This window comes from Burkholderiales bacterium (assembly GCA_035543335.1).
Classification (GTDB): Bacteria; Pseudomonadota; Gammaproteobacteria; order Burkholderiales; family JAHFRG01; genus JAHFRG01.
The window spans coordinates 1-25948 of sequence record DASZZH010000039.1; the positions used below are offsets into that span (position 1 = coordinate 1).

General features: G+C 57.2%; 21 protein-coding genes and 1 pseudogene. 18 read left to right on the forward strand and 4 right to left on the reverse strand.

The features are described from left to right. Nucleotides 1–139: 139 nt before the first annotated feature. Nucleotides 140–1335 (reverse strand): annotated as a pseudogene (gene dapC / locus VHE58_10530) (succinyldiaminopimelate transaminase). A 61-nt stretch (nucleotides 1336–1396) separates the two neighbouring features. Here dapC and VHE58_10535 point away from each other — a divergent pair. Continuing rightward, nucleotides 1397–2284 carry a DMT family transporter gene (locus VHE58_10535; protein ID HVS27706.1) on the forward strand — a complete coding sequence of 296 codons (888 nt, stop codon included), beginning with the start codon at nucleotides 1397–1399 and terminating at the stop codon, nucleotides 2282–2284. A 3-nt stretch (nucleotides 2285–2287) separates the two neighbouring features. Here the strand turns inward: VHE58_10535 and queF are convergent, their stop codons facing one another. Next, entirely contained in the window at nucleotides 2288–2704 is a 417-nt protein-coding gene (gene queF / locus VHE58_10540) for a preQ(1) synthase (GenBank protein ID HVS27707.1), read from the reverse strand. A gap of 82 nt (nucleotides 2705–2786) precedes the next feature. Here queF and smc point away from each other — a divergent pair, with 82 nt between their 5' ends. The 7 genes from smc to def are packed head-to-tail and all read left to right on the forward strand — an operon-like array spanning nucleotide 2787 to nucleotide 12168. Beyond that, nucleotides 2787–6302, forward strand: coding sequence for a chromosome segregation protein SMC (smc, locus tag VHE58_10545; GenBank protein ID HVS27708.1), 3516 nt, complete (start codon nucleotides 2787–2789; stop codon nucleotides 6300–6302). 9 nt (nucleotides 6303–6311) lie between these two features. After that, entirely contained in the window at nucleotides 6312–7382 is a 1071-nt protein-coding gene (locus VHE58_10550) for a cell division protein ZipA C-terminal FtsZ-binding domain-containing protein (GenBank protein HVS27709.1), read from the forward strand. Further along, nucleotides 7383–9407 carry an NAD-dependent DNA ligase LigA gene (ligA, locus tag VHE58_10555; protein HVS27710.1) on the forward strand — a complete coding sequence of 675 codons (2025 nt, stop codon included), beginning with the start codon at nucleotides 7383–7385 and terminating at the stop codon, nucleotides 9405–9407. A 20-nt stretch (nucleotides 9408–9427) separates the two neighbouring features. Continuing rightward, nucleotides 9428–10303: a UTP--glucose-1-phosphate uridylyltransferase GalU gene (gene galU, locus VHE58_10560; GenBank protein ID HVS27711.1), complete on the forward strand. Its 876-nt coding sequence runs from the start codon at nucleotides 9428–9430 to the stop codon at nucleotides 10301–10303. A 27-nt stretch (nucleotides 10304–10330) separates the two neighbouring features. Beyond that, nucleotides 10331–10885 carry a hypoxanthine-guanine phosphoribosyltransferase gene (locus VHE58_10565; protein HVS27712.1) on the forward strand — a complete coding sequence of 185 codons (555 nt, stop codon included), beginning with the start codon at nucleotides 10331–10333 and terminating at the stop codon, nucleotides 10883–10885. Beyond that, nucleotides 10878–11645, forward strand: a complete 768-nt coding sequence (locus VHE58_10570; GenBank protein ID HVS27713.1) for an S-methyl-5'-thioinosine phosphorylase — start codon at nucleotides 10878–10880, stop codon at nucleotides 11643–11645. Before VHE58_10565 ends, VHE58_10570 begins: the two co-directional genes overlap by 8 nt. Further along, on the forward strand, nucleotides 11635–12168 hold the full coding sequence (gene def, locus VHE58_10575) for a peptide deformylase (protein HVS27714.1): 534 nt from the start codon (nucleotides 11635–11637) through the stop codon (nucleotides 12166–12168). The genes VHE58_10570 and def overlap by 11 nt, the downstream gene beginning before the upstream one ends. 2 nt (nucleotides 12169–12170) lie before the next feature. On the opposite strand, the gene VHE58_10580 is transcribed toward def, so the two are convergent. Together VHE58_10580 and map are read right to left on the reverse strand one after the other, a co-directional pair. Next, the gene (locus VHE58_10580) at nucleotides 12171–14765 is read right to left on the reverse strand and encodes a [protein-PII] uridylyltransferase (protein HVS27715.1); all 2595 of its coding nucleotides are present in this window, start codon (nucleotides 14763–14765) and stop codon (nucleotides 12171–12173) included. Nucleotides 14766–14770: 5 nt separating this feature from the next. Then, entirely contained in the window at nucleotides 14771–15571 is an 801-nt protein-coding gene (map, locus tag VHE58_10585; GenBank protein HVS27716.1) for a type I methionyl aminopeptidase, read from the reverse strand. Between the two features lie 278 nt (nucleotides 15572–15849). On the opposite strand from map, the gene rpsB reads away from it, so the two are divergent. The 10 genes from rpsB (at nucleotide 15850) to VHE58_10635 (ending at nucleotide 25939) form a co-directional block, all read left to right on the forward strand. Next, nucleotides 15850–16596 (forward strand): 30S ribosomal protein S2, encoded by a 747-nt coding sequence (gene rpsB, locus VHE58_10590; GenBank protein HVS27717.1) that lies wholly within the window; start codon nucleotides 15850–15852, stop codon nucleotides 16594–16596. 60 nt (nucleotides 16597–16656) lie between these two features. Beyond that, complete coding sequence (gene tsf / locus VHE58_10595) at nucleotides 16657–17529, forward strand: translation elongation factor Ts (GenBank protein HVS27718.1); 873 nt, start codon at nucleotides 16657–16659, stop codon at nucleotides 17527–17529. A gap of 4 nt (nucleotides 17530–17533) precedes the next feature. Beyond that, nucleotides 17534–18253 carry a UMP kinase gene (gene pyrH / locus VHE58_10600; GenBank protein ID HVS27719.1) on the forward strand — a complete coding sequence of 240 codons (720 nt, stop codon included), beginning with the start codon at nucleotides 17534–17536 and terminating at the stop codon, nucleotides 18251–18253. A gap of 61 nt (nucleotides 18254–18314) precedes the next feature. Next, nucleotides 18315–18875, forward strand: a complete 561-nt coding sequence (frr, locus tag VHE58_10605; protein HVS27720.1) for a ribosome recycling factor — start codon at nucleotides 18315–18317, stop codon at nucleotides 18873–18875. Nucleotides 18876–18880: 5 nt separating this feature from the next. Further along, the gene (gene uppS, locus VHE58_10610) at nucleotides 18881–19693 is read left to right on the forward strand and encodes a polyprenyl diphosphate synthase (protein ID HVS27721.1); all 813 of its coding nucleotides are present in this window, start codon (nucleotides 18881–18883) and stop codon (nucleotides 19691–19693) included. Beyond that, nucleotides 19686–20522, forward strand: a complete 837-nt coding sequence (locus VHE58_10615; GenBank protein ID HVS27722.1) for a phosphatidate cytidylyltransferase — start codon at nucleotides 19686–19688, stop codon at nucleotides 20520–20522. Before uppS ends, VHE58_10615 begins: the two co-directional genes overlap by 8 nt. Before the next feature lie 5 nt (nucleotides 20523–20527). After that, entirely contained in the window at nucleotides 20528–21733 is a 1206-nt protein-coding gene (gene ispC, locus VHE58_10620; GenBank protein HVS27723.1) for a 1-deoxy-D-xylulose-5-phosphate reductoisomerase, read from the forward strand. A 39-nt stretch (nucleotides 21734–21772) separates the two neighbouring features. Continuing rightward, nucleotides 21773–23131 carry an RIP metalloprotease RseP gene (gene rseP / locus VHE58_10625; GenBank protein HVS27724.1) on the forward strand — a complete coding sequence of 453 codons (1359 nt, stop codon included), beginning with the start codon at nucleotides 21773–21775 and terminating at the stop codon, nucleotides 23129–23131. Between the two features lie 5 nt (nucleotides 23132–23136). After that, nucleotides 23137–25404, forward strand: coding sequence for an outer membrane protein assembly factor BamA (gene bamA / locus VHE58_10630; GenBank protein HVS27725.1), 2268 nt, complete (start codon nucleotides 23137–23139; stop codon nucleotides 25402–25404). 22 nt (nucleotides 25405–25426) lie between these two features. After that, complete coding sequence (locus VHE58_10635; GenBank protein ID HVS27726.1) at nucleotides 25427–25939, forward strand: OmpH family outer membrane protein; 513 nt, start codon at nucleotides 25427–25429, stop codon at nucleotides 25937–25939. The last annotated feature ends 9 nt before the right edge of the window (nucleotides 25940–25948 follow it).

Here is a 25948-nt window from a genome sequence, read left to right on the forward strand (position 1 = left end):
TCCCCAAGGGTTGCGGCCAAAAAGCGCGCCTGCTTTGTTGCTCGGCTTACTCGATGTCCCGGCATCGAGTTACGCCTCGCGTCGCGCATTCATCGCTTTTTGGCCAGCAACGCAAATCCGTTTCATTATGTTAGAGGCTCTAAAGTTGTTCAATGAATTCGGCGATGCGTTTCGCCGCTTCCACGCATTCGGCAAGAGGCGCAACCAGCGCGACGCGCACGAAATTTTGCCCGGGTTAATGCCGTGCGCTTCGCGCGCGAGATAGCTTCCCGGCAGCAAGGCGACATTATAGTCGCGATACAACAGCCACGCGAACTCGGTATCGGGCAGAGGCGTTTGCGCCCACAAATAAAAACCGCCCTGCGGCGTTTCGAGCCCCGGCATCCACTTTTTCATGAGCGGCGTGACGCGGGCAAACTTTTCACGATAGAGCCGCCGGTTTTCCACCACATGTGCTTCATCGTTCCAGGCGGCGATGCTGGCGGCTTGCACTGGCGGGCTCATGGCGCAGCCGTGATAAGTGCGGTAGAGGTGAAATTTCTTGATGATTTGCGCATCACCGGCGGCAAAACCGGAGCGCATGCCGGGCACGCTGGAGCGTTTGGACAGGCTGCCGAATGCCACCTGGCGTGGAAACCTCTCTCTTCCCAGCTTTTGCGCCGCCTCCAGTCCTCCCAACGGCGGATTGCTTTCGTCAAGATAGAGTTCGGAATAGCATTCATCGGAAGCGATGGTGAATCCATATTGATCGGAAAGCTTGAACAGTTTTTCCCATTCTTCCAGCGTCATCACGCTGCCGCTCGGGTTGCCCGGCGAGCACACATAAATCAGTTGTGTCTGCCTCCAAATCGATTCATCGAGTTCTTTAAAGTGAAGAGTGTAATGATGCTGCGGTAGCGAATTCAGAAATTGCGGCGTCGCGCCGGCGAAAAGCGCCGCCCCCTCATAAATCTGGTAAAACGGGTTGGGGCACACCACCACCGGTTGCCCGGCGCCGCTGTCGATCACGGCTTGAGCGAAAGCGAACAGGGCTTCGCGGCTGCCGTTTACTGGCAGGATTTCATTTTCCGCGCTGATTTCGCGCAATTGGAAACGACGTTTCAGCCAGGCGGCAATCGCTTTGCGTAAATCGAAGCTTCCTTGGGTTATGGGATAATTCGCCAACCCATTGAGGTTGTCCGCCAGCGCCTTTTTGATAAACTCGGGCGCAGCATGCTTTGGCTCGCCAATCGAAAGATTGATCGGCGCCAGATCCGGATTGGGCGTGATGCCTTCAAACAGCCGCGCCAGTTTCTGGAACGGGTAGGGTTGCAGGCGATCAAGATATGAGTTCATGACTTGGAGCGTGTTCCGCAGAGAGCTTGCCGGAACGACGCATTATATAAAGGCGTGGCGCTTGTTCACAAAACAAAAATTGGTGCCGGTTTCCGCACTTTTAACCGGCGCCATAGTTTGGGGCCTCATCTGGTATCCCTACCGGATTTTGCAAGAAGCGGGGATTGCCGGTGATATCGCCACTTTTATCACTTATTTCTTGGCCCTGCTAGCGGGGCTCCTCGTTTACCGCGGAGCTTTCAAGGAGATTGGCCGTGCTTCATGGATCGTGTTGTGGATAGGCTTAAGCGCGGGCTGGACCAATCTCGCCTACGTGCTGGCGGTGATTGAAGGCGAGGTGGTGCGAGTGCTGCTGCTTTTTTACCTCGCGCCGCTATGGACGGTGATTTTGGCGGGAACGCTGCTAGAGGAGAGGATCAATACCTACGGCTTGCTGGTGGTGATTCTTTCGTTAGCAGGTGCGGTCACCATGTTGTGGCATCTGGAGAGCGGCTGGCCTTTGCCGCAAAATTCCGCGGAATGGCTGGGATTATCCGCCGGCTTTATGTTCGCCGTGTCCAACGTGCTTGCCCGCAAGGCGCATGGCATCAGCCTGCAACTGAAAGCGCTGAGCATCTGGGCCGGCGTGGCGTTATTCGGTTTGGTGGTGGCGGCCGGTACCGGGCATGGTTTGCCTTCACGGCTTGGCGGCTACGATGGGTTGTTGCTGCTGCTGGTGGCGCTGGTGATATTTCTGGTTAACCCGGTGGTGCAATACGGCTTGAGTCACGTGAGCGCCAACCGCGCGATAGTCATATTCATGTTCGAACTGGTGGTGGGAGCGGTATCCGCTTATGTATTGGCCGATGAAGCAGTGAGCCTGCAGGATACAATTGGCGGCGCGATGATTATCGCGGCGAGCCTGCTTTCAGGTCGCCTGGAACTGGAGTCGCAGGAAAATCCCGCCTGAAAGTCAGCGCGTGTTCGATTGTTCTTCGAACGGCTGCAAATCAACCTGAACCGGAGGTTCCCAGCCCGGTTTGCGGTGTTCGGCGATCACGGTGGTGAAAATTCCTCCGCGGACATAAAACCTGGCGGTGAGGCGCATGTAGCGCGGTTTTACCGCGTTCACCAAATCATCGAGAATGCGGTTGGTAACGGCTTCGTGGAACGCGCCTTCGTTGCGGAAAGACCAGAGGTAGAGCTTGAGGCTTTTCAGCTCCACGCATTTCTTGTCGGGAATGTAGTCGAGAGCGAGCTTGGCAAAATCCGGCTGGCCGGTTTTTGGACAAAGGCAGGTAAACTCGGGAATTTCCATGTGAATCAGATAGTCCCGTCCTGCCTTGGGGTTGAGAAAGGTCTCCAGATTTTTATTGGCTTGAGTCGGCATTAACTTGTCCTGATTAAATCGGTTAAAATGAACACAGCTTCTCCTGCGACAAATTATAACCCTTTAACCTAACTACAATAAATTGCGCCTCACTCAGATCAAACTTGCCGGGTTCAAATCTTTTGTTGACCCGACCCATATCCCGATCCCGGGGCAGCTGGTAGGCATCGTCGGCCCCAACGGTTGCGGCAAATCCAATATCATCGACGCGGTACGTTGGGTCCTGGGAGAATCCCAGGCGCGGCATTTGCGCGGCGAAACCATGCAGGACGTGATTTTCAACGGCTCCGGCGAGCGCGCGCCGGTTTCCCGCGCCAGCGTCGAGCTGATTTTCGACAACAGTCGGGGCCAAGCGGCCGGCCAGTGGTCGACTTACACCGAGATTTCCATCAAGCGTGTGCTCACTCGTAACGGCGAATCCAGCTATTACATCAACAATACGCACGTGCGGCGCCGCGACGTGACCGATATTTTCCTTGGCACGGGTTTGGGCCCGCGCGCCTATGCCATTATCGAGCAAGGCATGATCTCGCGCGTCATCGAAGCCAGGCCCGAGGAGCTGAGGGTGTTCCTGGAAGAGGTGGCGGGCGCATCCAAATACCGCGAGCGGCGCAGGGAAACCGAATTGCGGCTTAAAGATACGCGGGAAAATCTGCTGCGCGTCGCCGATGTGCGGCAGGAGTTGGAAAAACAGTTGCAGCACCTGGAGGAGCAGGCGCGTATCGCCATCCAGTATCGCGAACTGCAAAACCAGCTACTTACTTCGCAAAATCTGCTGTGGCTGATCAAAAAACAGGATGCGGCGGCCAGCCGCAACCGCGTCGAGAAGGAAGTCCAGAAACTTGGCAACGAACTGGAAGCGGATACCGCGAGGCTGCGCGAAGTTGAGAACCGGTTGGAGCAGGTGCGCGCCCGGCATTATAGCGCGGGTGATGCGGTACACCAGGCGCAAGGCGAGCTTTACTCTGCCAATAGTGAAGTGTCAAGGCTCGAGCAGCAAATCCAGCATATCTGCGAGAACCGCCAGCGCATCGAATCCCAGCTTGCTTCGCTGCACCAGCAACTGGAGCAACTGGAAGACCACAAGCAATCGACCCGGCAAACCTTGACGCAACTGCAAAGCGAGCGGGTCCGGCTGCAGCAGCTGATCGAAGAGGCGGAGCGCAAAGCCGGCGCCGAGGCGCGACTGCTGCCCGAAGTGGAGCAGGCTTTCCGTAACTGCCAAGAGCGGGTTTTGGGATTGCAACGCGAGCTCGCCCAAGCACAACAGTCGGCGCAAATCGAGGAAACCCATCGCGCCCACGCGCAGAAAATGCTGCAGCAGCTCGAGATACGCCGGTTGCGTTTGGTTGAAGAGCGCGAAACGCTCCCCAAAACGGACCAAACCGAGTTGCAGCGCCTGAAGCTAGAACCAGCGCAGTCCGCACAAGTGCTCAAGGAGAAACAACAAAAACTGGACTCGCTGCAGCAGCGCCTGCCTGAATTAGAGCAAAAAAAGGAGGCGCTCAACGACAACCTGCAGACCCGTGAGCAGGCGCTGGCCGGCTTCATGGCCCGGCTCGATACCTTGAAGCAGTTACAGATGCGCCTGCAAACCGATGGCAAGCTGCAGCCCTGGCTCGCCAAACACCATCTCGAGGAAGTGCGCAGGCTGTGGCGGGAGCTGCGGATTGAACCAGGCTGGGAAAATGCGCTGGAAAGCGTGCTGCGCGAGCGGCTGAGCGCGCTGGGCTTGAGCAAAACCACCGGGCTTCAGGATTTGCTGAACGATACGCCGCCGGTGAAGCTCACCGTGTTTGTCTTGCCGCCGCAGGGCGTATCGGTTGCGACAGTGGGCGGCCTAAAGCCGCTTCTGAATCTGGTGACTTTCAATAATCCCGGCATCCGTGACTTACTCGAGGACTGGCTGCACAACGTTTATTGCGCGGATGATGCGCCGCTCAAACAGCGAGAGCTGTTGCCGCCGGGGGCGCTGCTGGTCAGCCGTGAAGGGCATATCTTTACCCGCAACAGCGTCTCGTTCCATGCAGCAGACTCGGAAATGCACGGCGTGCTTGCCCGCAGCCGTGAAATCGAGCAACTGGAGGTGGAAGCGGGAAACCAACGCTCGCTGCTGGAAGAACAACGCGCTACGCTGGAAGCCGTGCAACAGCAATGGCAATCCCTGCAAGCGGAAACGGCCGCATTAAGGAGCGAAACCGAAGCTTTGCAGGCTCAACTCCACCAAGCGCAAATCGCGGCGCTGAAATTCACCCAAAACGCCGAACAGGCGCAGCGCCGCGCGGAGCAGATTGCCGCCGAGCTCGAAGAAATCCGCCCGCAACTGGAGCATGAAACCCAGCAGCAGCAAACCGCCGGGGCCAATCTTACTTCCTCCCGCACTCAAGTTGCGGCGCTGCAAGAGCATTTGCACGATGCCAATGCAGAACATGGCGCCGCTGAAACCCGGTTAAATGAACAGCGCGAACGGCTCAATCAGTCCCAGCAGGCACTCCATGAATCAAGATTTTTAGAAAAGGTAAATATAAATAGAATCAATGAAATACATAATTCAATTAATGTATTAGATGAGCAAGTATGTGGCTTGAGCGAGACTCTGGAGCGGGGTAACGTGGAGCATAGGAATCTGGACGAAACCCTTTACCAAGAACAACTGCAAAGGGCTTTACAAGCAAGGCAGCTCAAGGAGCAAGCCTTGGCCGCGGCGCGCAACACGCTGGAAGAACTCACTACCGGCTTGCAACAGACCGAGGAAGAACGGCTTACCACCGAGCGCCAGCTCGAGCCACTGCGCAACCGAATCCATGAAATGCAGCTCAAAGAGCAGGAAGCGCGCCTGAATGAAGAGCAATACGCCGAGCAATTGCGCGCTGCCGCCGCCAACGAAGAACAATTGGCAGCGCTTTTGCGAAAAGGAATGAAGGCTGCTGCACTGCAGGTGGAAATCGCCCGCTTAAACGAGGAAATTACCGCACTGGGCGCGGTCAATCTCGCGGCACTGGAAGAACTGCAAAGAGCAAAAGAGCGCAAAAACTATCTCGACAACCAGGCCAAGGATCTGGAAGAAGCGGTGGAAACATTGGAAAACGCCATCCGCCGCATCGACCGCGAAACCCGCGCCCGCCTGCTGGAAACCTTTGAGGCGGTGAACCGCCATTTGAGTGAAATATTCCCGATGTTGTTTGGCGGCGGCCAGGCCAGGCTGGTGCTGAGCGGCGAGGAAATTCTCGACAGCGGGGTGCAAATTATCGCCCAGCCGCCAGGCAAGAAAACCAGTTCGATTCATCTGCTTTCTGGCGGCGAGAAAGCGCTGGTAGCCTTGGCCCTGGTGTTCTCGTTGTTCCAGCTTAATCCGTCGCCGTTTTGCCTCCTGGACGAGGTGGACGCACCGCTCGACGACACCAATACTGAAAATTTCTGCAACCTGGTCAGAAAAATGTCCGAACAGATTCAGTTTTTGTTCATCAGCCACAATAAAATCACCATGGAAATCGCGCACCAGCTCATCGGTATTACCATGCCCGAGCAGGGGGTGTCGCGGGTGGTGGCGGTGGACATCGAAGAAGCGATGAAACTGAGGGAAGAAGCCGTCGCATAGGGGCTCATTATGAGCGACTTGCAACTTAGCTTGCTGGCAATCGGCATCCTTATCGTTGCCGCGACTTATGCATTCAACTGGCTGCAGGAGAGAAAATACCGGCGCAAGTCAGAGTCCGCTTTCAAAAACCAATTCCACGACGTCCTGCTGGAATCCCGGGATACGCCCGGCGAGGAAAGAGTGGAGCCGCGACTGGGGGGCATTGATACTCAGAAAGCGCCGCCAGCATCCAAGCCTGTGTTCCAATCGGAAGCTGCGGACGCCGCTCTCGATCCGGAGATTGCTTTAATTGCCGAAGTAAACCGCGCCCAGCCGTTTTCCGCTGAAGAGACGAAAATGCTGGCAAAACGCTTGCTCGAGTTCGGGCGCCGAGCAGTGGGTTGCGGCTATAACGAAATGAATCGGTCCTGGGAGAAACTGGCTGAAACCGATTCTGTGCGTTGTTCCCGGGTAAAAGTCGGCCTGCAGCTTGCCGACCGCTCGGGTTGCGTCAAGGAATCGCAGCTTGCCCTGTTCTATGATCTGCTCCAAAGTTTTGCCGAGGCAACCGCTGCCGACCTCTTGCTTCCCGATCGCAATACCGCGCTGGAACAAGCCGTGGAGCTCGACGAGTTTTGCGCCGAAGTGGATATTTCGATAGGACTTAACGTCATCGCCCAGGGCGGACCGGCTTTTCCTGGAACCAAGTTGCGCGCGCTGAGTGAGGCCGCCGGGCTCAAATTGTTGGGTGACGGCGCTTACCACTGCCTCAACGAGCAGGGGGAAAGCCTGTACGCGCTTTTCAATCATGAGGCGGCGCCGTTCACGTCGGAGCAAATCAAGAACCTTTCCATTCCCGGAGTGACCCTGCTCCTGGATGTACCGAGAGTGGCTTCCGGGGTGCGCGTTTTTGACCAGATGCTCGCCTGTGCCAGGCAGCTCGCGGCCGCGTTGGGCGGGAGGCTGGTGGACGACAACCGGGCCCCGCTTAATGATGCGGGGGTGGAAAAAATCCGTGTGCAACTGCGGGTCGTCTATACGCTCATGGAGCGACGCAATATCAGTGCGGGCAGTCCACGCGCTTTAAGGCTTTTTTCCTGAATGAAAGCGCCGGCGGAGGTTGTCGACCGGGTTCGCGCCTTGCGTGAAAGCATCGAGCGCTGCAACTACGAATACTATGCGCTCGCGGCGCCGACTGTTCCCGACAGCGAATACGACAGGCTATTTGCCGAGTTGGTCGATCTGGAGACGAAATACCCACAACTGGTGACCCTCGATTCGCCCACGCAGCGCGTGGGCGCGGCTCCGCTCAAGGAGTTCGCGCAAGTCGTTCATCACATGCCGATGCTGTCGCTCAACAACGCGTTTAACGATGATGAGGTGGCGGCGTTTGACCGCCGGGCGCGCGAGGGTCTGGGAACGGAAGAGGAAATCGAATACGCTGTTGAGCCAAAATTTGACGGCCTGGCGGTGGGGCTGACCTATGAAAAAGGAACGCTGGTCAGCGGCGCCACCCGCGGCGACGGCTTTACCGGCGAAGAGGTCACCGCCAACTTGCGCACCATCAAAGTCATTCCGCTGCGGCTTCCCGCGCGCGGCCTGCCGGCTTTGTTTGAGGTGCGCGGGGAAGTCCTGATACTGAAGCGGGATTTCGAAAAACTCAATCGGTTGCAGCGGGATAAAAACGAAAAGGAATTTGCCAATCCGCGCAATGCCGCCGCCGGGTCGCTGCGGCAATTGGATTCGCGCATCACCGCCAGCCGCAGGCTGGCATTCTTCGCCTATGGCGTTGGCCGGGCGGAAGGAGGGGCGTTGCCGCGCGACAAGCACAGCAAGCTGATGGATTATCTGGTACAACTGCGCTTTCCGGTGGCATCTGAACGCAAGATGGTGCGAGGGATAAAAGGCTTGCTCGATTATTACCGCCGCATCGGCGAAAAACGCGACAGCCTGCCTTATGACATAGACGGCGTGGTGTACAAAGTCAATGATTTCGGTCTGCAGGAAAAGCTCGGGTTTGTGGCTCGCGCGCCGCGCTTTGCCATGGCCCACAAGTTCCCCGCTCAGGAGGCGCTGACCGAAGTGCTGGATATCCAAGTGCAGGTCGGGCGGACCGGCGCGCTTACCCCCGTCGCGCGGCTCAAGCCGGTGTTTGTCGGCGGGGCCAACGTCACCAATGCCACTCTGCACAACGAGGACGAAGTGAGGCGCAAAGACGTCTGGCACGGCGACATGGTGGTGGTGCGCCGCGCGGGCGATGTCATTCCCGAGGTGGTGAGTGTGGCGCGCAAGGGCCCGCGGCGGGGCGGAGATTATTTCAAGATGCCGAAGCAATGCCCCATATGCCATTCCAAAGTGGTGCGTTCCGAGGATGAAGCAGTGGCGCGTTGCAGCGGCGGGCTGTTCTGCCCCGCGCAACGCAAGCAGGCCCTTTTGCACTTTGCTTCGCGCCGAGCAATGGATATCGAAGGTCTGGGTGAGAAGCTGGTTGACCAGCTGGTGGACAATCAGGTCGTGAAAACGCCGGCGGATTTGTATAAGCTAGGGCTCACGGCGCTTGCCAATCTGGAGCGCATGGCTGAAAAATCCGCCGGCAATGTGCTGGCGGCGATTGCGAAGAGCAGGCGTACCACACTGCCGCGCTTCATTTACGCGCTTGGCATCCGCAATGTGGGAGAAGCGACGGCGAAAGGCCTGGCGCGGCACTTCGGCAGTCTCGACAAGCTGATGCAGGCCGACGCGGAGACCTTGCTGCAAGTGCAGGATGTCGGCCCGGTCGTGGCGCAAAGCATCGCGCAGTTTTTTGCCGAACGGCACAACCGTGAAGTGATTAAACAAATGCGCGGCTGCGGCGTAAGCTGGGCTGAAGGCGAAGGAATGCCAGCAAAAACCGCTAGCGTAGTGAACGGCAAAACCTTTGTACTCACCGGCACCCTGTCGCATCTGACGCGCGAGGAGGCGAAGGAGAGAATCGAAGCGCTGGGCGGCAACGTCAGCGGCAGCGTCTCCGGCAAAACCGATTATGTGATTGCTGGCGCCGACCCCGGCAGCAAGCTGGCCAAAGCGCAGGAATTGGGAGTGAAAATTCTCGATGAAGCGGGCCTGCTCAAGCTTCTGGGCAAGTGAATCTCATTAACTTCGGACCCATGAACAAAATCCGCAAAGCCGTATTTCCCGTCGCCGGCCTGGGTACCCGCTTTTTGCCGGCAACCAAGGCCAGCCCCAAGGAAATGCTGCCCATCGTCGACAAGCCTTTAATCCAGTACGCGGTGGAAGAAGCGGTGCGCACCGGAATCACCGAGTTGGTGTTCATCACCGGCAGGGGCAAGCGCGCGATTGAAGACCATTTTGACAAAGCTTATGAAGTCGAAACCGAGCTGCACGCGCGCGGCAAAAAGGAGCTGCTTAAGTCGGTTCAGGAGATTCTTCCCAAGAACGCCAGATGTATTTATGTGCGACAGCCGGAGGCGATGGGGCTGGGACATGCCGTACTGTGCGCCGCCAACGTCATCGGCGATGAGCCGTTTGCAGTGATTCTCGCCGATGACCTGATTGATGCCGAGCCGTCCGTGATAAAGCAAATGACCGATATTTACCGCAAATATCAATGCTCGGTACTGGGAGTGCAGGAGGTGCCGAGAAAAGATACTTCGCAATACGGCATCGTCAAAACCGATGCCTTGGCGCCGAGGCTTCATAGTATTACCGGCATTGTGGAAAAACCAAGACCGGATAAGGCGCCTTCCACCTTGGGGGTGGTCGGCCGTTACATTCTCACGCCGCGAATTTTTCACTATTTGAAGAGCATCAAGCCGGGGACGGGAGGGGAGATCCAGCTCACCGACGCCATTGCCGCACTGCTCAGCGAAGAGTCGGTACTCGCCTATGAATTCAGGGGGGCGCGCTACGATTGCGGCTCGAAACTCGGCTATCTCAAGGCTACACTGGCTTACGCGGCCAAGCACCCGGAAGTAGGGAAAGAATTCAGCTCCTATCTCGCCTCGCTTAGCAAGCGGGTATAATCCAGTCAAAATTTTTTAAAAACAGCATTGAAGCTTACAAAAGATAAAGCCTGGGATATCCTAAATTCTGCGGATGAAGTCTGTTCCGCCACTGCCGTTACGGATGCAATAAAACGTGTCGCCGGTGAAATCAGCGCAAAACTTGCCGACCAACAGCCTTTGGTATTAAGCGTCATGGGCGGCGCAGTAGTGTTTACCGGCCATTTGCTGCCGCAGCTGAAGTTCCCGCTGGATTTCGATTACATCCATGTCTCGCGCTATGACGACGAGACACGGGGCAGCACGATCAACTGGAAAGTCGTGCCGCGGGAAAATGTGAAAGGCAGAGTGGTACTGGTGGTGGACGATATTCTCGATGAAGGGCAGACCATGGCGGCGATACGCGAGCGCATCCTTGCCGCCGGCGCAAAGTCTTTTTACTGCGCCGTGCTGGTGGAAAAGGCAATCGGCAAGGACAAACCAATACGCGCGGATTTCGTGGGGGTCACCGTTCCCAATCGCTATGTCTTCGGCTGCGGCATGGATGCGTACGGTGCCTGGCGCAATTTGCCCGCGATCTATGCACTGAAGCAAAATGGCTAAAATGGGGAAAAGCATGCTGGCGATTATCGGCGGCACGGGGCTCACCAAGCTCGCCAACCTGGAAACGTCGCACCGCGAAATAGTACGCACGCCTTACGGCGAGCCTTCCTGCGCACTGACTTTCGGCAAGCTGCGTGAACATGACGTGATTTTCCTCGCGCGCCACGGCTACGGCCACACCATTCCGCCGCACCAGGTGAATTACCGCGCCAATATCTGGGCGCTGCATACGCTAAAAGTCACGCATATCGTATCGGTGGCCTCGGTGGGCGGGATACGCGCCGACCTCGGGCCGGGGACCCTTGCCATTCCCGATCAAATCATCGATTACACCCACGGGCGCGCGCATACTTTTTTTGAGGACCTGGACAAGCCGGTTACCCATATCGATTTCACCTGGCCGTACTGCGAGAAGCTGCGCCAACGCTTTATCCGTGCTGCGGAAAAAGCCAAACAGAAAGTAATCGTGGGCGGCGTGTACGGTGCAACCCAGGGGCCGCGACTGGAAACCGCGGCGGAAATCCGGCGCATGGAAGATGACGGCGCCGACATGGTGGGCATGACCGGAATGCCGGAAGCGGCTTTGGCCCGGGAACTTGGGCTGTGTTATGCGACCATAGCCGTAGTGGCCAACCACGCGGCCGGCAAGGGCGACAGCGCCAAGGCCATTCAATTTGAAAACCTGGAAGCGGTGATGCAGCAATCGATGGACCGCGTAAAGATTATTCTGGAAAACCTGGTCGAGCTCGATGGCGGTTAAAGCAGTTTTGAAAATGGGCGACCCGCGGCTTCTGGAAGTAGCGAAGCAGGTGGAAAAATTTGACACACCGGAGTTGCGCCAGCTGATTGCCGACATGGGCGACACCATGGAAGCGCTGAATGGCGCCGGGCTCGCCGCGCTGCAAATCGGCGTGGGTTTGCAAGTCGCCATTTTTGGCGTGACCCGCAATCCGCGCTACCCCGATGCCGAGGAAGTTCCTTATACCGTCCTGATTAATCCCAGGCTCACGCCACTGGGCGAAGAAATGGAAGAAGGCTGGGAAGGCTGCTTAAGCGTGCCGGGCATGCGCGGGCTGGTGCCGCGCTACCGGCGGCTGCGTTATCAAGGCCGCGACCAATTCGGCAAGGCAATCGACCGCAGCGTCGAAGGTTTTCATGCGCGCGTGGTGCAGCACGAATACGACCATTTGCAGGGAATCCTTTATCCGATGCGCATCCGCGACCTGCGCGATTTCGGCTTCAACGAAGTCTTGTTTCCAAGCCAGTTGCTGCAGGACGAGTAGGTTTAGGCGGCCAACGTCCGCAGCAAATCGGCTTCCAGCCGCACCACTTTCCTGCTGTTGTTCAACGCTTCACCGTCGATCAAGAACACGTCTTCGGCGCGCTCACCCAGCGTATTGATTTTCGCCGTGTGCATGTTGATGTGGTAGTTCACCAGCACCCGTGCGATGCTATAGAGCAACCCCGGCCGGTCGGCGGCGGTGACGGAAAGAATATGATGCGCGCCGCGCTCATCGGGGTGGATCACGACTTCCGGCGCAATCGGGAAATGCTTGACATGACGGCTTTGGCGTCCTTTGGCTGGCGGTTCGAGCGGCGCTTGCGTCGCAATGCGTTGCGCCAGCTCGTGTTCGACAAAGCTGATCAAATCGCGGTAGTGCGCGGTTTTGTTGGAAGGATCGAGCACCAGGAAACTGTCCAGCGCGTAATCGTGGCGCGTGGTGTGGATTTTGGCCTCGACGATGTTGTAGCTGATGCGGTCAAAAAAACCGCAGATGCGCGCAAACAAGTCTTTCTGGTCCGGCGTATAAATCAACACCTGCAAGCCTTCACCGATAGGAGAGAGCCGCGCCTTGACGAAAGGCGCTTGCGCATTCACCCGTGACCAGAGCTGGCGGGTATGCCAGGCGATTTCCTGGGCATCGTGACGGAGGAAATAAACGGTGTCGAGCTGTGACCATAGCGGCTGGTGCGCGTCTTCGCGCAGCGCGTACAGGCGGATGATGTCGAGCGCCTCGGTTTGCCGCGCCTGCAGGAAACTGTCGCGTGACACTGCTTCGCCGCTCAAGCGTTTGCGGGCGAGCCAGAACAGGTCTTCGAGCAGTTTTCCTTTCCAAGCGTTCCACACTTTGGGGCTGGTGCCGCGGATGTCGGCCACCGTGAGAAGGTACAGCGCGATCAGCCTGCGCTCATTGCCCATGCGTCGGGCGAAGGCATCGATAACTTCCGGGTCGGACAAATCCTGCTTTTGCGCAGTTGTGGACATCATCAGGTGATTTTCCACCAGCCAGGCGACCAAAGTCGTATCCTCGGCGCTCATCCCATGCTGCTTGCAGAAGCGGCGCGCGTCGGCGCTGCCTAGTTCGGAGTGATCGCCGCCGCGCCCCTTGGCGATGTCGTGAAACAACCCCGCCAGGATCAGTACCTCCTGGCGCGGGAATTCGCTCATCAACCGGCTGCAAAGAGGATATTCATGGGCGAATTCCATCAAGGTAAAGCGGCGCAGGTTGCGCACCACCTTGAGAATATGCTCGTCCACCGTGTAGGCATGGAACAGATCATGCTGCATCTGCCCGGCGATGCGGCCGAATGCCGGCAGGTATTGGCCGAGTAACCCGTACTGGTTCATGCGACGCAGTTCGCGTGTGATGCCGGAAGGCTGGCGCAGGATCTGCATGAATAGGGCGCGGTTTTTCGCGCTGCGCCGGAAAGCCGGATTCATCCGTTTTTTTGCCCGCCACAAGGCGCGCAAGGTGGCCGCGCTCATGCCCTTGAGCTCCGGGTGCTGCTGCAACAGCAGGAAGCTTTCCAGAATCGCCGCTGGCTCGCGCTCGAATAAATTCTCGTGACGCGCTTCGAGCAATTCATTGCGGCTTTGAAAGCGCTCGTTAATGGGCAGGGCTTCGGCGAAAGGAGCGGGCGTGATTTTCGGGCGCAGGTTCAGAAGCAATATGATGTTCAGCTGGCTTATCGACTTGGCGGTGCGGTAATAGCGCTGCATAAACGCTTCACTGGCGCGGTGGTTTTCGCTGTCGATGAAACCGTATTGGCGGGCCAGCGCGCCCTGGTAGTCGAACAGCAGCCGATCTTCCCTGCGCTTGGCAAGGTAATGCAGCCTGATGCGCAAATCCCGCAAGAAAGCTTCGTGTTGCTTGATTTGCCGGGCTTCGTGCGCAGTGATGAAGCCGCGCTTGGCCAGGCCTGGCCAAGTCGTTCCATAACCGCAGGCCTGGGCTATCCACAGAATGTTCTGCAAATCGCGCAACCCTCCCGGGCTTTCCTTTAAATTCGGCTCGAGATTGCTGGCGGTGTCGTGAAAACGGGTATGGCGCTGCTGCTGTTCCAGTTGCTTGGCCTGGGTGAAAGCGGCGCTGTCCAGCGTATTCCGGATTGCGATGGTGAATTTCCGGAACAACGCGTTGCTGCCATAAAGCAGCCGTGCTTCCAGCAGCGTGGTTTGTACCGTCACGTCCTTGTGTGCTTCTTCCTGGCATTGTTCGAGAGTGCGCACGCTGTGGCCAACTTCCAGTCCGATATCCCAAAGCAGGCCGATGAAGCGCTCCAGCTGGACTTGCAGCACCAGGTCGGCGCTGTCCCGCAGCAGCACCAGCAAATCGACATCCGAATAAGGGAAAAGCTCGCCCCGGCCATATCCCCCGACGGCGAGCAGCGCCATGGATTTGGGCAATTGCGAGTCTCCGCATAGGCTTTGCAGGACTTCGTCAATCAGCTTGCGGTGGCTGTCAAGCAGCTGTGACGGGAAGGGATGCTTCTGATACTCGCGCTCGAGCTGGTCGCGGCGCTCGCTCAGGAATTGCTTCAATTGCGCGTGAGGATGAGCGGATTTCGCCGCGCAGACTGCCGGGTTCAGTGTAGCCATGGGCATCAGTGCGAAAAATCGGGTTTGGATGGCGCGCCCGTGGACAGGGTCAGCACCTCGTAGCCGGTTTCGGTCACTAGCACCGTATGTTCCCATTGCGCGGACAGGCTGTGGTCCTTGGTGACGACGGTCCAGCCGTCGGCCAGCTGGCGGATGCCCGCTTTGCCGGCGTTGATCATCGGCTCGATGGTGAAAATCATGCCCGGCATGAGCTTCAAGCCGGTTCCCGGTTTGCCGTAATGCAGGACCTGCGGTTCCTCATGAAATTTGCTGCCTATGCCATGCCCGCAGAACTCGCGTACCACGCTGTAACCGTGGCTTTCGGCGTGGTACTGGATGGCATAGCCAATGTCACCCAAATACACGCCTGGCTTGACCGTTTCGATTCCCCGCCACATGCACTGGTAGGTGACTTCACACAGCCGTTTGGCCTGGATCGAAGGCTCGCCGACGAAGAACATGCGGCTGGTGTCGCCATGGAAACCCTCCCTGATCACCGTCACGTCGAGGTTGACGATATCGCCGGTTTTAAGTTTTTTGTCCCCCGGCACACCATGACACACCACATGGTTGACCGAGGTGCAAATCGAGCGCGAGAAAGGCGCATAACCGGGCGGAGCGTAGTTCAATGGCGCAGGAATGGTGCCCTGTACTTTGACCATGTAATCATGGCAGAGGCGGTCAAGCTCGCCGGTGGTGACGCCAGACTTGACGTAGGGCGTGATGTAATCCAGCACTTCGCCCGCCAGTCTTCCGGCCACTCGCATTTTTTCAATTTCGTCCGCAGATTTGATGCCGACTGCCATGGAAGACTTTATTTGAAGGGGTTAAGAATAGTGGAAGGTGACCAATAAGGCAATTTGACGGGCTGCGGTTAGGCTGCGGGCGCCCCGAATCCGTGTCTGACTGTCGTTCTTGAGCATAACCCAAGGAGAATGTTAGAATTTAAAGATAGTTTGACAGGTAAGCGCGTCAAGCGCTTGCGGTCAGGCTGAAAATACCCACATCCGCCTGAAGTATAGGGTGCTCGTTCGCGAGTGATTTTCGGCGGGTGGAGGCTCAACCCTTACAGGAGATTTTTATCATGTCGGTTACCATGCGGCAAATGCTGGAGGCGGGGGTTCATTTCGGGCACCAAACCCGTTATTGGAACCCGAAAATGGCCCCCTATATTTTTGGCCATCGCAACAAAATCCACATCATCAATCTGGAAAAGACCCTGGAACTGTACCAGGAGGCGCTGAAGTTCCTGCGCCAGTTGGCGGCGAACAAGGGCACCATTCTTTTCGTCGGCACCAAGCGTCAGGCGCGGGAAATCGTCAAGGAAGAAGCGCTGCGCTGCGGCGCGCCTTACGTTGATTATCGCTGGCTGGGCGGCATGCTCACCAACTTCAAGACGGTGAAGCAGTCGATCAAACGCCTCAAAGACATGGACGCCATGGCGCAGGATGGAACGCTCGATAAGATGTCGAAGAAGGAAGCGCTGAAGTTCCAGCGCGAAAGGGCCAAGCTTGAGCGCAGCCTCGGCGGCATCAAGGAAATGAACGGTTTGCCCGACGCCGTGTTCGTGATTGACGTCGGCTACCAGAAAATCGCCATCTCCGAAGCCAATAAGCTCGGCATACCCGTGGTCGGGGTAGTGGACACCAATCACAACCCGGATAGCGTGGCCTACGTCATCCCGGGCAACGACGATTCCAGCCGCGCCATCCGTCTTTACGCGCGGGGCGTGGCCGATGCGATTCTTGAAGGGCGCAACCAGATAATCCGCGTAATTGTCAGCGACGAATTCGTGGAGGTCGAGTCCACCGAAGAGCCGTCGTCGCCATAAACAATGGAAAAGGGGCGGAAGCCCCTTTTTTTATAACGAACGTTTTAGGAGCGGGCAAGAGTGGAAATCACCGCAAACATGGTCAAGGAACTGCGCGAGATCACCGGCCTTAGCATGATGGAGTGCAAGAAAGCGCTGGCTGAAGCCAACGGCGACCTGAAGGCTGCGGAAGATTTGCTGCGCATCAAAAGCGGCGCCAAGGCCAGCAAAGCAGCGGGCCGTGTGGCTGCCGAAGGCGTGATCGGCGCGTACCTTGCCGCCGACGCCAGGCTCGCCGCTATGGTCGAAGTGAACTGTGAAACCGATTTTGCCGCCAAGAGCGAGGATTTCCTCAAGTTCGCCAACGCGCTGGCGGAGTTGGTAGCAAAACAAAATCCCGTAGATATTGCTGCGCTTTCAACGTTGCCTCTAGACGGCGCCGCTGTTGAAACCAAGCGCCAGTCGCTGGTTCAGAAAATCGGCGAGAACATGAGCATCCGTCGTTTTCATCGCATCAAAACCAACGCCAAAATAGCGCAATACCTGCACGGCGTGAAAATCGGCGTGCTGGTCGAATTCGAAGGCGATGACCAGACGGGCAAGGATCTCGCGATGCACATTGCCTTTGCCAAGCCGCAATTCATGTCGAAAGCTGAGGTGGCGCCTGAAATTATTGCACGTGAGCGTGAAATTCTTGCCGCCCGCGCCAGGGAATCGGGCAAACCCGCCGAAATCATCGCCAAGATGATCGACGGGGGCATCAACAAATTCCTGGGTGAAATCACGCTGCTTGGTCAGTTTTTTGTCAAGGACGACAAGCGGAGCGTGGAAAAATTCCTTGCCGCAAGAAAGGCCAGGATTCTCGCCTACAAGTTCTTTGTGGTGGGCGAGGGTATTGAAAAGAAAAGCAGCGATTTTGCCGCCGAAGTGATGGCGCAGGTGAAACAGGCCTGACGCGATGGCCCAGTCCCCGGCATACAAGCGCATCCTGCTGAAACTCAGCGGGGAAGCGCTCATGGGCGAAGATGCCTATGGGATTAACCGTGCCACCCTCTCGCGCATCGTTTCCGAAATTGCGGAAGTGGTAAAGCTCGGCGTGCAAGTCGCGGTGGTCATCGGCGGCGGCAACATTTTCCGCGGGGTAGCTGCCGGCGCCTCGGGCATGGACCGCGCCACCGCCGATTACATGGGGATGCTCGCTACCGTGATTAATGCATTGGCGTTGCAGGACGCCATGCGCCAAGCGGGACTGAACGGCCGCGTGCAATCGGCGCTCAACATCGAACAGGTGGTGGAACCCTACATCCGGGGCAAGGCGATGCGTTATCTGGAAGAAGGGAAAGTGGTGATTTTCGCAGCCGGCACCGGCAACCCCTTTTTCACCACCGACACCGCAGCGGCGCTGCGCGGCATGGAAATGAACGTGGACATTATGCTGAAAGCCACCAAGGTGGACGGCGTTTATACCGAAGACCCCCAAAACCATTCCGATGCCATGCGCTACCAGAGGCTCACCTTCGACGAGGCTATCATCAAGAACCTCAAAGTCATGGATGCCACCGCGCTTACCCTGTGCCGCGACCAGAAACTGCCGATCAATGTCTTCAGCATCATGAAACCAAGCGCCTTGAAGCGGGTGGTGCTGGGCGAAGACGAAGGCACACTGGTGCATTGCTAGTTGTTTGACTGGGCTATAATCTTCCGTGATGCAAACAGCGCGAACTTCGATTAAGGATTGAATCATGATCGCAGACGTGAAGAAATCCGCCGAACAAAAAATGCAAAAGACACTGGAGACGCTGAAAGCTGATCTCGCCAAGGTGCGCACCGGGCGCGCCCACACCGGCATCCTCGACCACATCACGGTGGATTACTATGGTTCCCAGATGCCGATCAATCAGGTCGCCAACGTCACTTTGCTCGATCCGCGCACCATCAGCGTCCACCCTTGGGGAAAAAAAATGGTGAACGTAATTGAAAAAGCCATCCGTGAGTCCGATCTGGGGCTTAACCCGGCGACTGCAGGCGAGGTGATACGCGTGCCGATGCCGCCTCTGACCGAAGAGCGCCGCAAGGATTTGATCAAGGTGGTCAAGCATGAAGCGGAAAATGCGCGGGTGGCGGTGCGAAATATCCGCCGCGACGCCAATAATACGCTGAAAGAACTGTTAAAGCAGAAAACCATTTCCGAAGACCACGAGCGGCGCGCGCAGGACGAAATCCAGAAGCTTACCGACCGTTTTATCTCCGAAATCGACAAGGCGCTCGCCACCAAGGAAGCGGACCTCATCGCGGTATAGCGCCTGTGACCTCATTCCCCAATTCCACCAGGGAAATTCCGCTCACCGGAAAAACCCCACGCCATATCGCCATCATCATGGACGGCAACGGGCGCTGGGCGAAGCAGCGTTTCCTGCCGCGGGTGGCTGGGCACAAACGGGGTGTGGAAGCGGTGCGCGAAGCCATCAAGGTGTGCGCCGAGCGGGGTGTGGAGTTTCTTACGCTGTTTGCGTTCAGCAGCGAGAACTGGCGCCGCCCCCAGGAGGAAATTTCGGTGCTGATGCAGCTTTTCATCCTGGCGCTGGAGCAGGAAGTCGTGAAGCTCCACGAAAACAATATTCGCTTCAAGGTGGTCGGTGATATCGGCCGCTTCGAGCCGCAACTGGTCAAGCTGATACGCGCAGCGGAAACCTTGACTGCAAACAACAGCCTGCTAACTCTGACTGTTGCGGCAAACTACGGTGGCCGCTGGGATATCATGCAGGCGGTAAAGCGCATGCTGGCTGAACATCCGGAGCTTGCCGATGGTTTTAATGAAGATCAGCTGGCGCCGTATCTCGCCATGCATTATGCCCCCGAACCCGATCTTTTTATCCGCACCGGCGGCGAGCAGCGCATCAGCAATTTCCTGCTGTGGCAAATGGCTTATACGGAAATGTATTTCACCGACACGCTGTGGCCCGATTTCGCCGCCGCCGCGCTTAATCTTGCCATCCAGTCCTATCAACGACGCGAACGGCGCTTCGGTCGCACCAGTGAGCAAATCAAAGGGACACGCGCCAATCCTCGCCCGGAAGTTAAAGCCAAATCCCCACGGCGAGTCCGACAGAATGCTTAAAACGCGTGTCTTTACCGTAGCACTGCTCCTGCCGCTGTTTCTTGCCGCGCTGTTTTACCTGCCCACCGCGGGTTGGGTCGCGCTCAATCTGGTGGTGATGACAGCCGCGGCGTCGGAATGGGCTTGCCTGGCGCGTCTGCACAAGCCGGCGGCGTGGTTTTTCGTCGCAGCGGTGCTGCTGCTGCTGCTGGTTATGGTGCCGCTGCTTGACTTGCTGGATGAGCGCCCTACCAGCAGCCGCATTAATCTTTCGATGTACGCGCTGGCACTGGCTTTCTGGGTTGCGGCCGCGCCGTTTTGGTTGCGCTCAAAGTGGCAGGCTGGAAAACTTGGGCTGTCGCTGGTTGGGGCCTTGGTCCTGATCAGCACCTGGCTTGCCCTGGTGCAATTGCGTGAAATAGATAAATTGTTAATTTTGTGGATATTCTCTGTGGTATGGGTCGCGGATATCGCTGCTTATTTCTGCGGCAAAAAATTCGGTCAACGCCAACTTGCGCCAAACATCAGCCCCGGCAAAACCTGGGAAGGAGTGGGAGGCGCGGTTTTGGCCGTAACGGCGTACGCTCTTGCCCTGGTGGCCTCAACCAGCAATCACGGCGTCGGTTTGCTGGGCAACCCGCTGCCGGCTTATGCTGTGCTGCTGGTGCACTGGGTGCTTACCGCATTAAGCATTGTGGGCGATTTGTTTGAATCGCTGCTTAAGCGTCAGGCCGGTGTTAAAGACAGCGGCACGATGCTGCCCGGGCACGGTGGTATGCTCGACCGGATAGACGGCCTTACCTCCACTCTGCCGGTCGCGGCTTTTTTTATTTTTGTGATGCTCAGGTAATGAAGATTCAGAACCTCACCCTCCTTGGTTCTACCGGCAGCATCGGTGTCAATACGCTGGACGTGATTGCGCGCCACCCGGGGCGTTTCCGCGTGGTGGCGCTTTCCGCCTGCGCGCGTGTCGAGCGCCTGTTCGAGCAATGCCGGCGCTTCAAGCCCGCCTACGCGGTGCTGAGCGACGAAAAAACGGCTGGGCAGCTGCAGCACATGCTCAAGAACGCCGATACGCCAACCCGGGTGCTGCAAGGAGTGGAAGCACTGGAGAAAGTAGCCACCCTGCCCGAAGTTGACAGCGTGATGGCGGCGATTGTCGGCGCGGCCGGATTGCGCCCCACGCTGGCCGCGGCAAGAGCGGGCAAACGCGTAATGCTCGCCAACAAGGAAGCTCTGGTGATGTCGGGCCGTTTATTCATGGAAGCGGTCAAGCAAAACCGCGCTACGCTGCTGCCCGTGGATAGCGAGCACAACGCCATTTTTCAGTGCCTGCCAAGGGATTTCAGCGGCAACCTTGAAGCCGCGGGCATAAAACGGATTCTACTCACCGCTTCAGGCGGGCCGTTTCGCTCCACGCCGTTGCAAGAGCTGGAACAGGTGACCCCGGATCAGGCCTGCGCCCACCCCAACTGGGTGATGGGGCGCAAGATTTCAGTCGATTCAGCGACCATGATGAACAAGGGGCTGGAAGTGATCGAGGCGCATTGGCTATTCAATGCCCGCGAGGACCAGATTCAGGTGGTAATACACCCGCAAAGCGTGATTCATTCGATGGTCGAATACAGCGATGGCTCGGTACTGGCGCAACTCGGCAATCCCGATATGCGCACGCCGATTGCCTATGCGCTGGGTTATCCGGAGCGGATTGAAGGCGGAGTGCGATCGCTCGACTTGTTTAAAGTCGGGACGCTGACTTTCCAGACGCCGGATTTCGAGCGCTTTCCCTGCTTGCGCCTGGCCTATGCGGCGCTCAAGCGCGGCGATGCGGCGCCGGCGATACTCAACGCGGCGAACGAAGTGGCGGTCGCTTCCTTCCTGGAACAGCGCATGCCGTACACATTTATCCCGCTGCTGATCGAAGCGGTGCTGGAAAAGGTGAGCGTGAAGTCCATCGCTTCCCTTGACGATGTGCTCAACGCAGACCATGCGGCGCGCGTGGCGGCGACGGAATGGCTTGCCGCTTCACGCATCAAGCCGGTCACCAAAGCCGCCGGTTGAACGCATGCAATTTGCGGACATCAAGAACAGCGGACATTCATGAATTTATTATTAACATTGGCGGCCTTCGCCCTGGCGCTCGGCGTGCTTATCGTGTTCCACGAACTGGGACATTATTGGGTGGCGCGGTTTTGCGGCGTGAAAGTGCTGCGCTTTTCGGTGGGCTTTGGCAAGCCGCTATGGCGAAGGCAACTGGGCCAGGACGGCACGGAATGGGTGATTGCTGCTTTTCCTCTGGGCGGTTACGTCAAGATGGTGGATGAGCAGGAAGGACGGGTCGCGCCTCAGGATTTGCCTCGCGCGTTCAACCGTCAATCTGTGCTCAAGCGCTTCGCCATTGTGCTCGCCGGGCCGCTCGCCAATTTTCTGCTGGCCATATTGCTGTACTGGGGGTTGTTCATACACGGTGTGCCGGGGCTGAAGCCCATCATCGGCCCGGTGCAACCGGCTACACCGGCGGCATTTGCCGGATTCAAGCCCGAAGAAATTATCGTCAAAATCGACGGTGAAGTCGTCGCCACCTGGCAGGACGTGCGCTGGATCCTGCTGCAGCGGGCCCTGCAAAAAGCGGTGGTCGAAGTGGAAGCGCGTAATGCGCGCGGCGAAATCGCCTTCCGCAAGCTTGATTTGAGCGGGTTTGCCAGCATCGAACTGGAAGGCGAATTCATGAATGTGATCGGATTGTCGCGCTATCAGCCGCCTGTAAAGCCCGTCATCGGCCAGCTGGTTCCGGGTGCGGTGGCGGAGCGTGGCGGTCTGCAGATTGACGATGAAATCGTGGCAATCAACGGCGCGCCCGTCAACCAATGGGAAGAAGTGGTGCAGCAGGTACGCAGCCACCCGGCTCAGCCGCTTGCCTTTGAGATCAGGCGCGCCGGACGTAATCTGTACTTGACGCTGACGCCGGAGGCGGCGCAGAACGAAAAAATCGGCAAGATCGGCGCCGCGCCCAAAATCGATCGTGCCGAAATTGAAAAACTTTTCACCGAAGTGCGCTACCCGGTAGCGCAGGCGCTGGCTAAATCCCTGGAAAAAACCTGGGAGACCTCGGCGTTCAGTCTGAAAATGTTGGGCAAGATGCTGGTGGGCGAGATTTCCTGGAGAAATGTCAGCGGCCCCATCACCATTGCCGATTACGCCGGGCAGTCGGCGCGAATCGGCTGGGTTGCCTACCTCGGCTTCCTCGCGCTCATCAGCATCAGCCTGGGCGTGCTCAATCTGCTGCCGGTTCCGCTGCTCGACGGCGGGCATCTTATGTATTATCTCGCGGAGATCATCAAGGGCAAACCGGTTTCGGAAAGGGCCCTGCATATCGGACAGCATGTCGGGATTACCCTGTTGTTCATCCTGATGGCGTTCGCCCTGTACAATGATATCAATCGCCTGATTGCCGGTTAGAACTAATGAGAAAAATTATCCCGGTGGTGCTGTTGTTTTGCCTTTTCACCGCAGCAGCCCAGGCCATTGAGCCTTTTGTGATTAAAGACATCAGGGTAGAGGGCATCCAGCGCACCGAAGCCGGCACCATCTTCAGCTATCTCCCGGTCAAGGTGGGCGATACCATGAACGATGAAAAAGCCGCGGCAACCATCAAATCGCTGTTCGCCACCGGCTTCTTCAAGGACGTGCGGTGTGAAGCCGAAAACGGCGTGCTGATCGTGATAGTGCAAGAGCGCCCGGCGATCTCCCAGATCGACATCGTTGGCGCCAAGGACATCAGCGCCGACGATCTGAAAAAAGGCCTGAAGCAGGTGGGGCTGGCCGAGTCGCGTATTTTCGACAAAGCGCTCTTGGAGCGCGCCGAGCAGGAATTGAAGCGGCAATACATAGGCCGAGGCCGTTATGCCGCAACCGTGAGCACCACCGTGACACCGCTCGAGCGCAACCGCGTCGCCATTACCTTCAACATCACGGAAGGGGACGTGGCCAAGATTCGGCAAATTAACATCATCGGCAACCGTGCCTTCCCGGAAAAGGAATTGCTGGATTTATTCACTCTCACCACGCCCGGCTGGTTTACCTTTTTCACCAAAAATGACCAGTATTCCAAGCAAAAGCTTTCCGCTGATCTGGAAACGTTGCGCTCATTTTATCTCGACCGGGGGTATCTGGAATTCAACATTGACTCCACCCAGGTGTCCATCACGCCGAGTAAAGCCGATATTTACATCACCATCAGCGTCACCGAGGGCGCGAAATACACCGTATCGGAGGTAAGGCTCGCGGGGGAATTGCTGTTGCCCGAGGACGAATTCCGCAAGCTGATTAGAATTCGGCCGGGCGAGGTTTTTTCACGGGAGAAGCTCACTGAATCCACCAAGCTCATCAGTGACCGCCTGGGCAATGACGGTTACGCGTTTGCCAACGTTAACGCCGCACCGGAACTCAACAAGCAAAAACGCCAGGTCGCGTTTACTTTTTTCATTGACCCGGGACGGCGGGTTTACGTGCGGCGCATCAATATCAGCGGCAATACCCGCACTCGCGATGAAGTCATACGCCGCGAACTGCGCCAGTTGGAAAGCGGCTGGTACAACGCTGATCTCATCAACCGCTCCAAGCAGCGCATCGACAAGCTGGGTTATTTTTCCGATGTCAACGTGGAAACCCCGGCTGTACCCGGAACCACCGATCAGGTGGATGTTAATTACAGCGTCACCGAAAAGCCTACCGGCAATATTTTGCTCGGTATAGGCTTTTCCGACGCGGAAGGGATTATCTTCAACGCGGCAGTGACGCAATCCAATATTTTTGGCTCGGGCAACTATCTCTCGGCGCAAATCAATACCGGGAAGGTGAACCGGGTGATTTCGGTGTCTTTCACCAATCCTTATTACACCGTTGACGGGGTAAGTCTCGGTTTTGACGTTTACAAGCGCAATCTAGACACCACCTCGCTTTCCGTTTCTCCTTTTAAGACTTCTACGGTGGGCGGAACGGCTCGCTTCGGTCTGCCCATTTCCGAGGTCGACACCATCAGTTATGGCCTGGGTTACGAAGACACCGGAATCGAGGTGTTTTCAACCAGCCCGCAACGCTATAAAGATTTCGTCAACCAGTTCGGCAGCGACAACAAAACGATACTGGGGGTCATTGGCTTCACCCGTGACCGGCGTGACAGCGTGATTTACACCACGAGCGGGACGCTGTTTAAGTTCAATGCCGAAGTGGGCCTGCCCGGCGCCGACCTGAAATACTACAAACTTTCCGCCCAGGAGCAGTACTATTATCCTTTGAGCAAGTTCTTCACGCTGCAACTGGGCGGGGAAATCGGCATCGGCGCAGGGTACAATGGCCAGCCGCTGCCGTTCTTCAAGAATTTTTTCGCCGGCGGCAACAATTCGGTGCGCGGGTTTGAAACCAACTCCATCGGACCCAAAGACACCAATGGTGATGCGTTGGGAGATACGCACAGAATCGTGGGAAGTGCGGAGGTCTTGTTCCCGGTGCCGGGCTTTACGGACGTAAAGGCGTTGAGGCTGGGGACCTTTGTGGACGCGGGCACGGTGGCCAGCAGTTTTGATTTCGGCAGCCTGCGTTATTCCGTCGGCATCGACGTCGCCTGGACCTCGCCGTTCGGGCCAATCAGGTTCAGCATCGCGCAGCCGATTCGGAAACTCAGTGATGATAAAATACAGCGTTTCCAGTTTACTTTCGGAACGACGTTCTAAGCTTGCTAGAAGGAGACTCAAGTTGAAGACCCCTTACCTTGCACTGGCAGCCGCTCTGCTGGCGACAGCCGCGATCAACGCGACTGCCGCCGAACAACTTAAAGTCGGCTTCGTCAACCTGGAGCGCGTCTTGCGCGAGGCCCCTCCCGCGGTCAAATCGCTGAAGAAGCTGGAAAAAGAATTCGCCGTCAGGGAACAGGAATTGCAGAAGATGGCGATGCAAATCAAGGATCTCCAGGCTTCGCTGGAAAAAGAGGGCGTGACTATGAACGAGTCCGAACGCCGCAACAAGGAACAGGATCTGGCCCGGCTCAACCGCGATTTCCAGCGCATGCAGCGGGAATTTCGCGAGGACCTCAATTTGCGCAAAAATGAGGAACTGGCTGCGGTGCTGGAACGGGCCAACAAGGTGGTGCAAAGCATCGCTGAGGCCGAAAAGTTTGACCTGATTCTGCAGGAGGCGGTGTATCGCAGCCCGCGCATTGATATCACCGACAAGGTCATCAAAGGGCTGTCGGACGCGCCCTCCAAATAAGCAGCAAAA

Bases quoted from the DNA above. Each gene is read 5' to 3' on its own strand.
- queF (HVS27707.1), bottom strand. From the start codon at position 2,704: ATGCCGACTCAAGCCAATAAAAATCTGGAGACCTTTCTCAACCCCAAG.
- VHE58_10550 (HVS27709.1), top strand. From the start codon at position 6,312: ATGAGCGACTTGCAACTTAGCTTGCTGGCAATCGGCATCCTTATCGTT.
- ligA (HVS27710.1), top strand. From the start codon at position 7,383: ATGAAAGCGCCGGCGGAGGTTGTCGACCGGGTTCGCGCCTTGCGTGAA.
- galU (HVS27711.1), top strand. From the start codon at position 9,428: ATGAACAAAATCCGCAAAGCCGTATTTCCCGTCGCCGGCCTGGGTACC.
- VHE58_10570 (HVS27713.1), top strand. From the start codon at position 10,878: ATGGCTAAAATGGGGAAAAGCATGCTGGCGATTATCGGCGGCACGGGG.
- def (HVS27714.1), top strand. From the start codon at position 11,635: ATGGCGGTTAAAGCAGTTTTGAAAATGGGCGACCCGCGGCTTCTGGAA.
- VHE58_10580 (HVS27715.1), bottom strand. From the start codon at position 14,765: ATGGCTACACTGAACCCGGCAGTCTGCGCGGCGAAATCCGCTCATCCT.
- map (HVS27716.1), bottom strand. From the start codon at position 15,571: ATGGCAGTCGGCATCAAATCTGCGGACGAAATTGAAAAAATGCGAGTG.
- rpsB (HVS27717.1), top strand. From the start codon at position 15,850: ATGTCGGTTACCATGCGGCAAATGCTGGAGGCGGGGGTTCATTTCGGG.
- pyrH (HVS27719.1), top strand. From the start codon at position 17,534: ATGGCCCAGTCCCCGGCATACAAGCGCATCCTGCTGAAACTCAGCGGG.
- VHE58_10615 (HVS27722.1), top strand. From the start codon at position 19,686: ATGCTTAAAACGCGTGTCTTTACCGTAGCACTGCTCCTGCCGCTGTTT.
- rseP (HVS27724.1), top strand. From the start codon at position 21,773: ATGAATTTATTATTAACATTGGCGGCCTTCGCCCTGGCGCTCGGCGTG.
- bamA (HVS27725.1), top strand. From the start codon at position 23,137: ATGAGAAAAATTATCCCGGTGGTGCTGTTGTTTTGCCTTTTCACCGCA.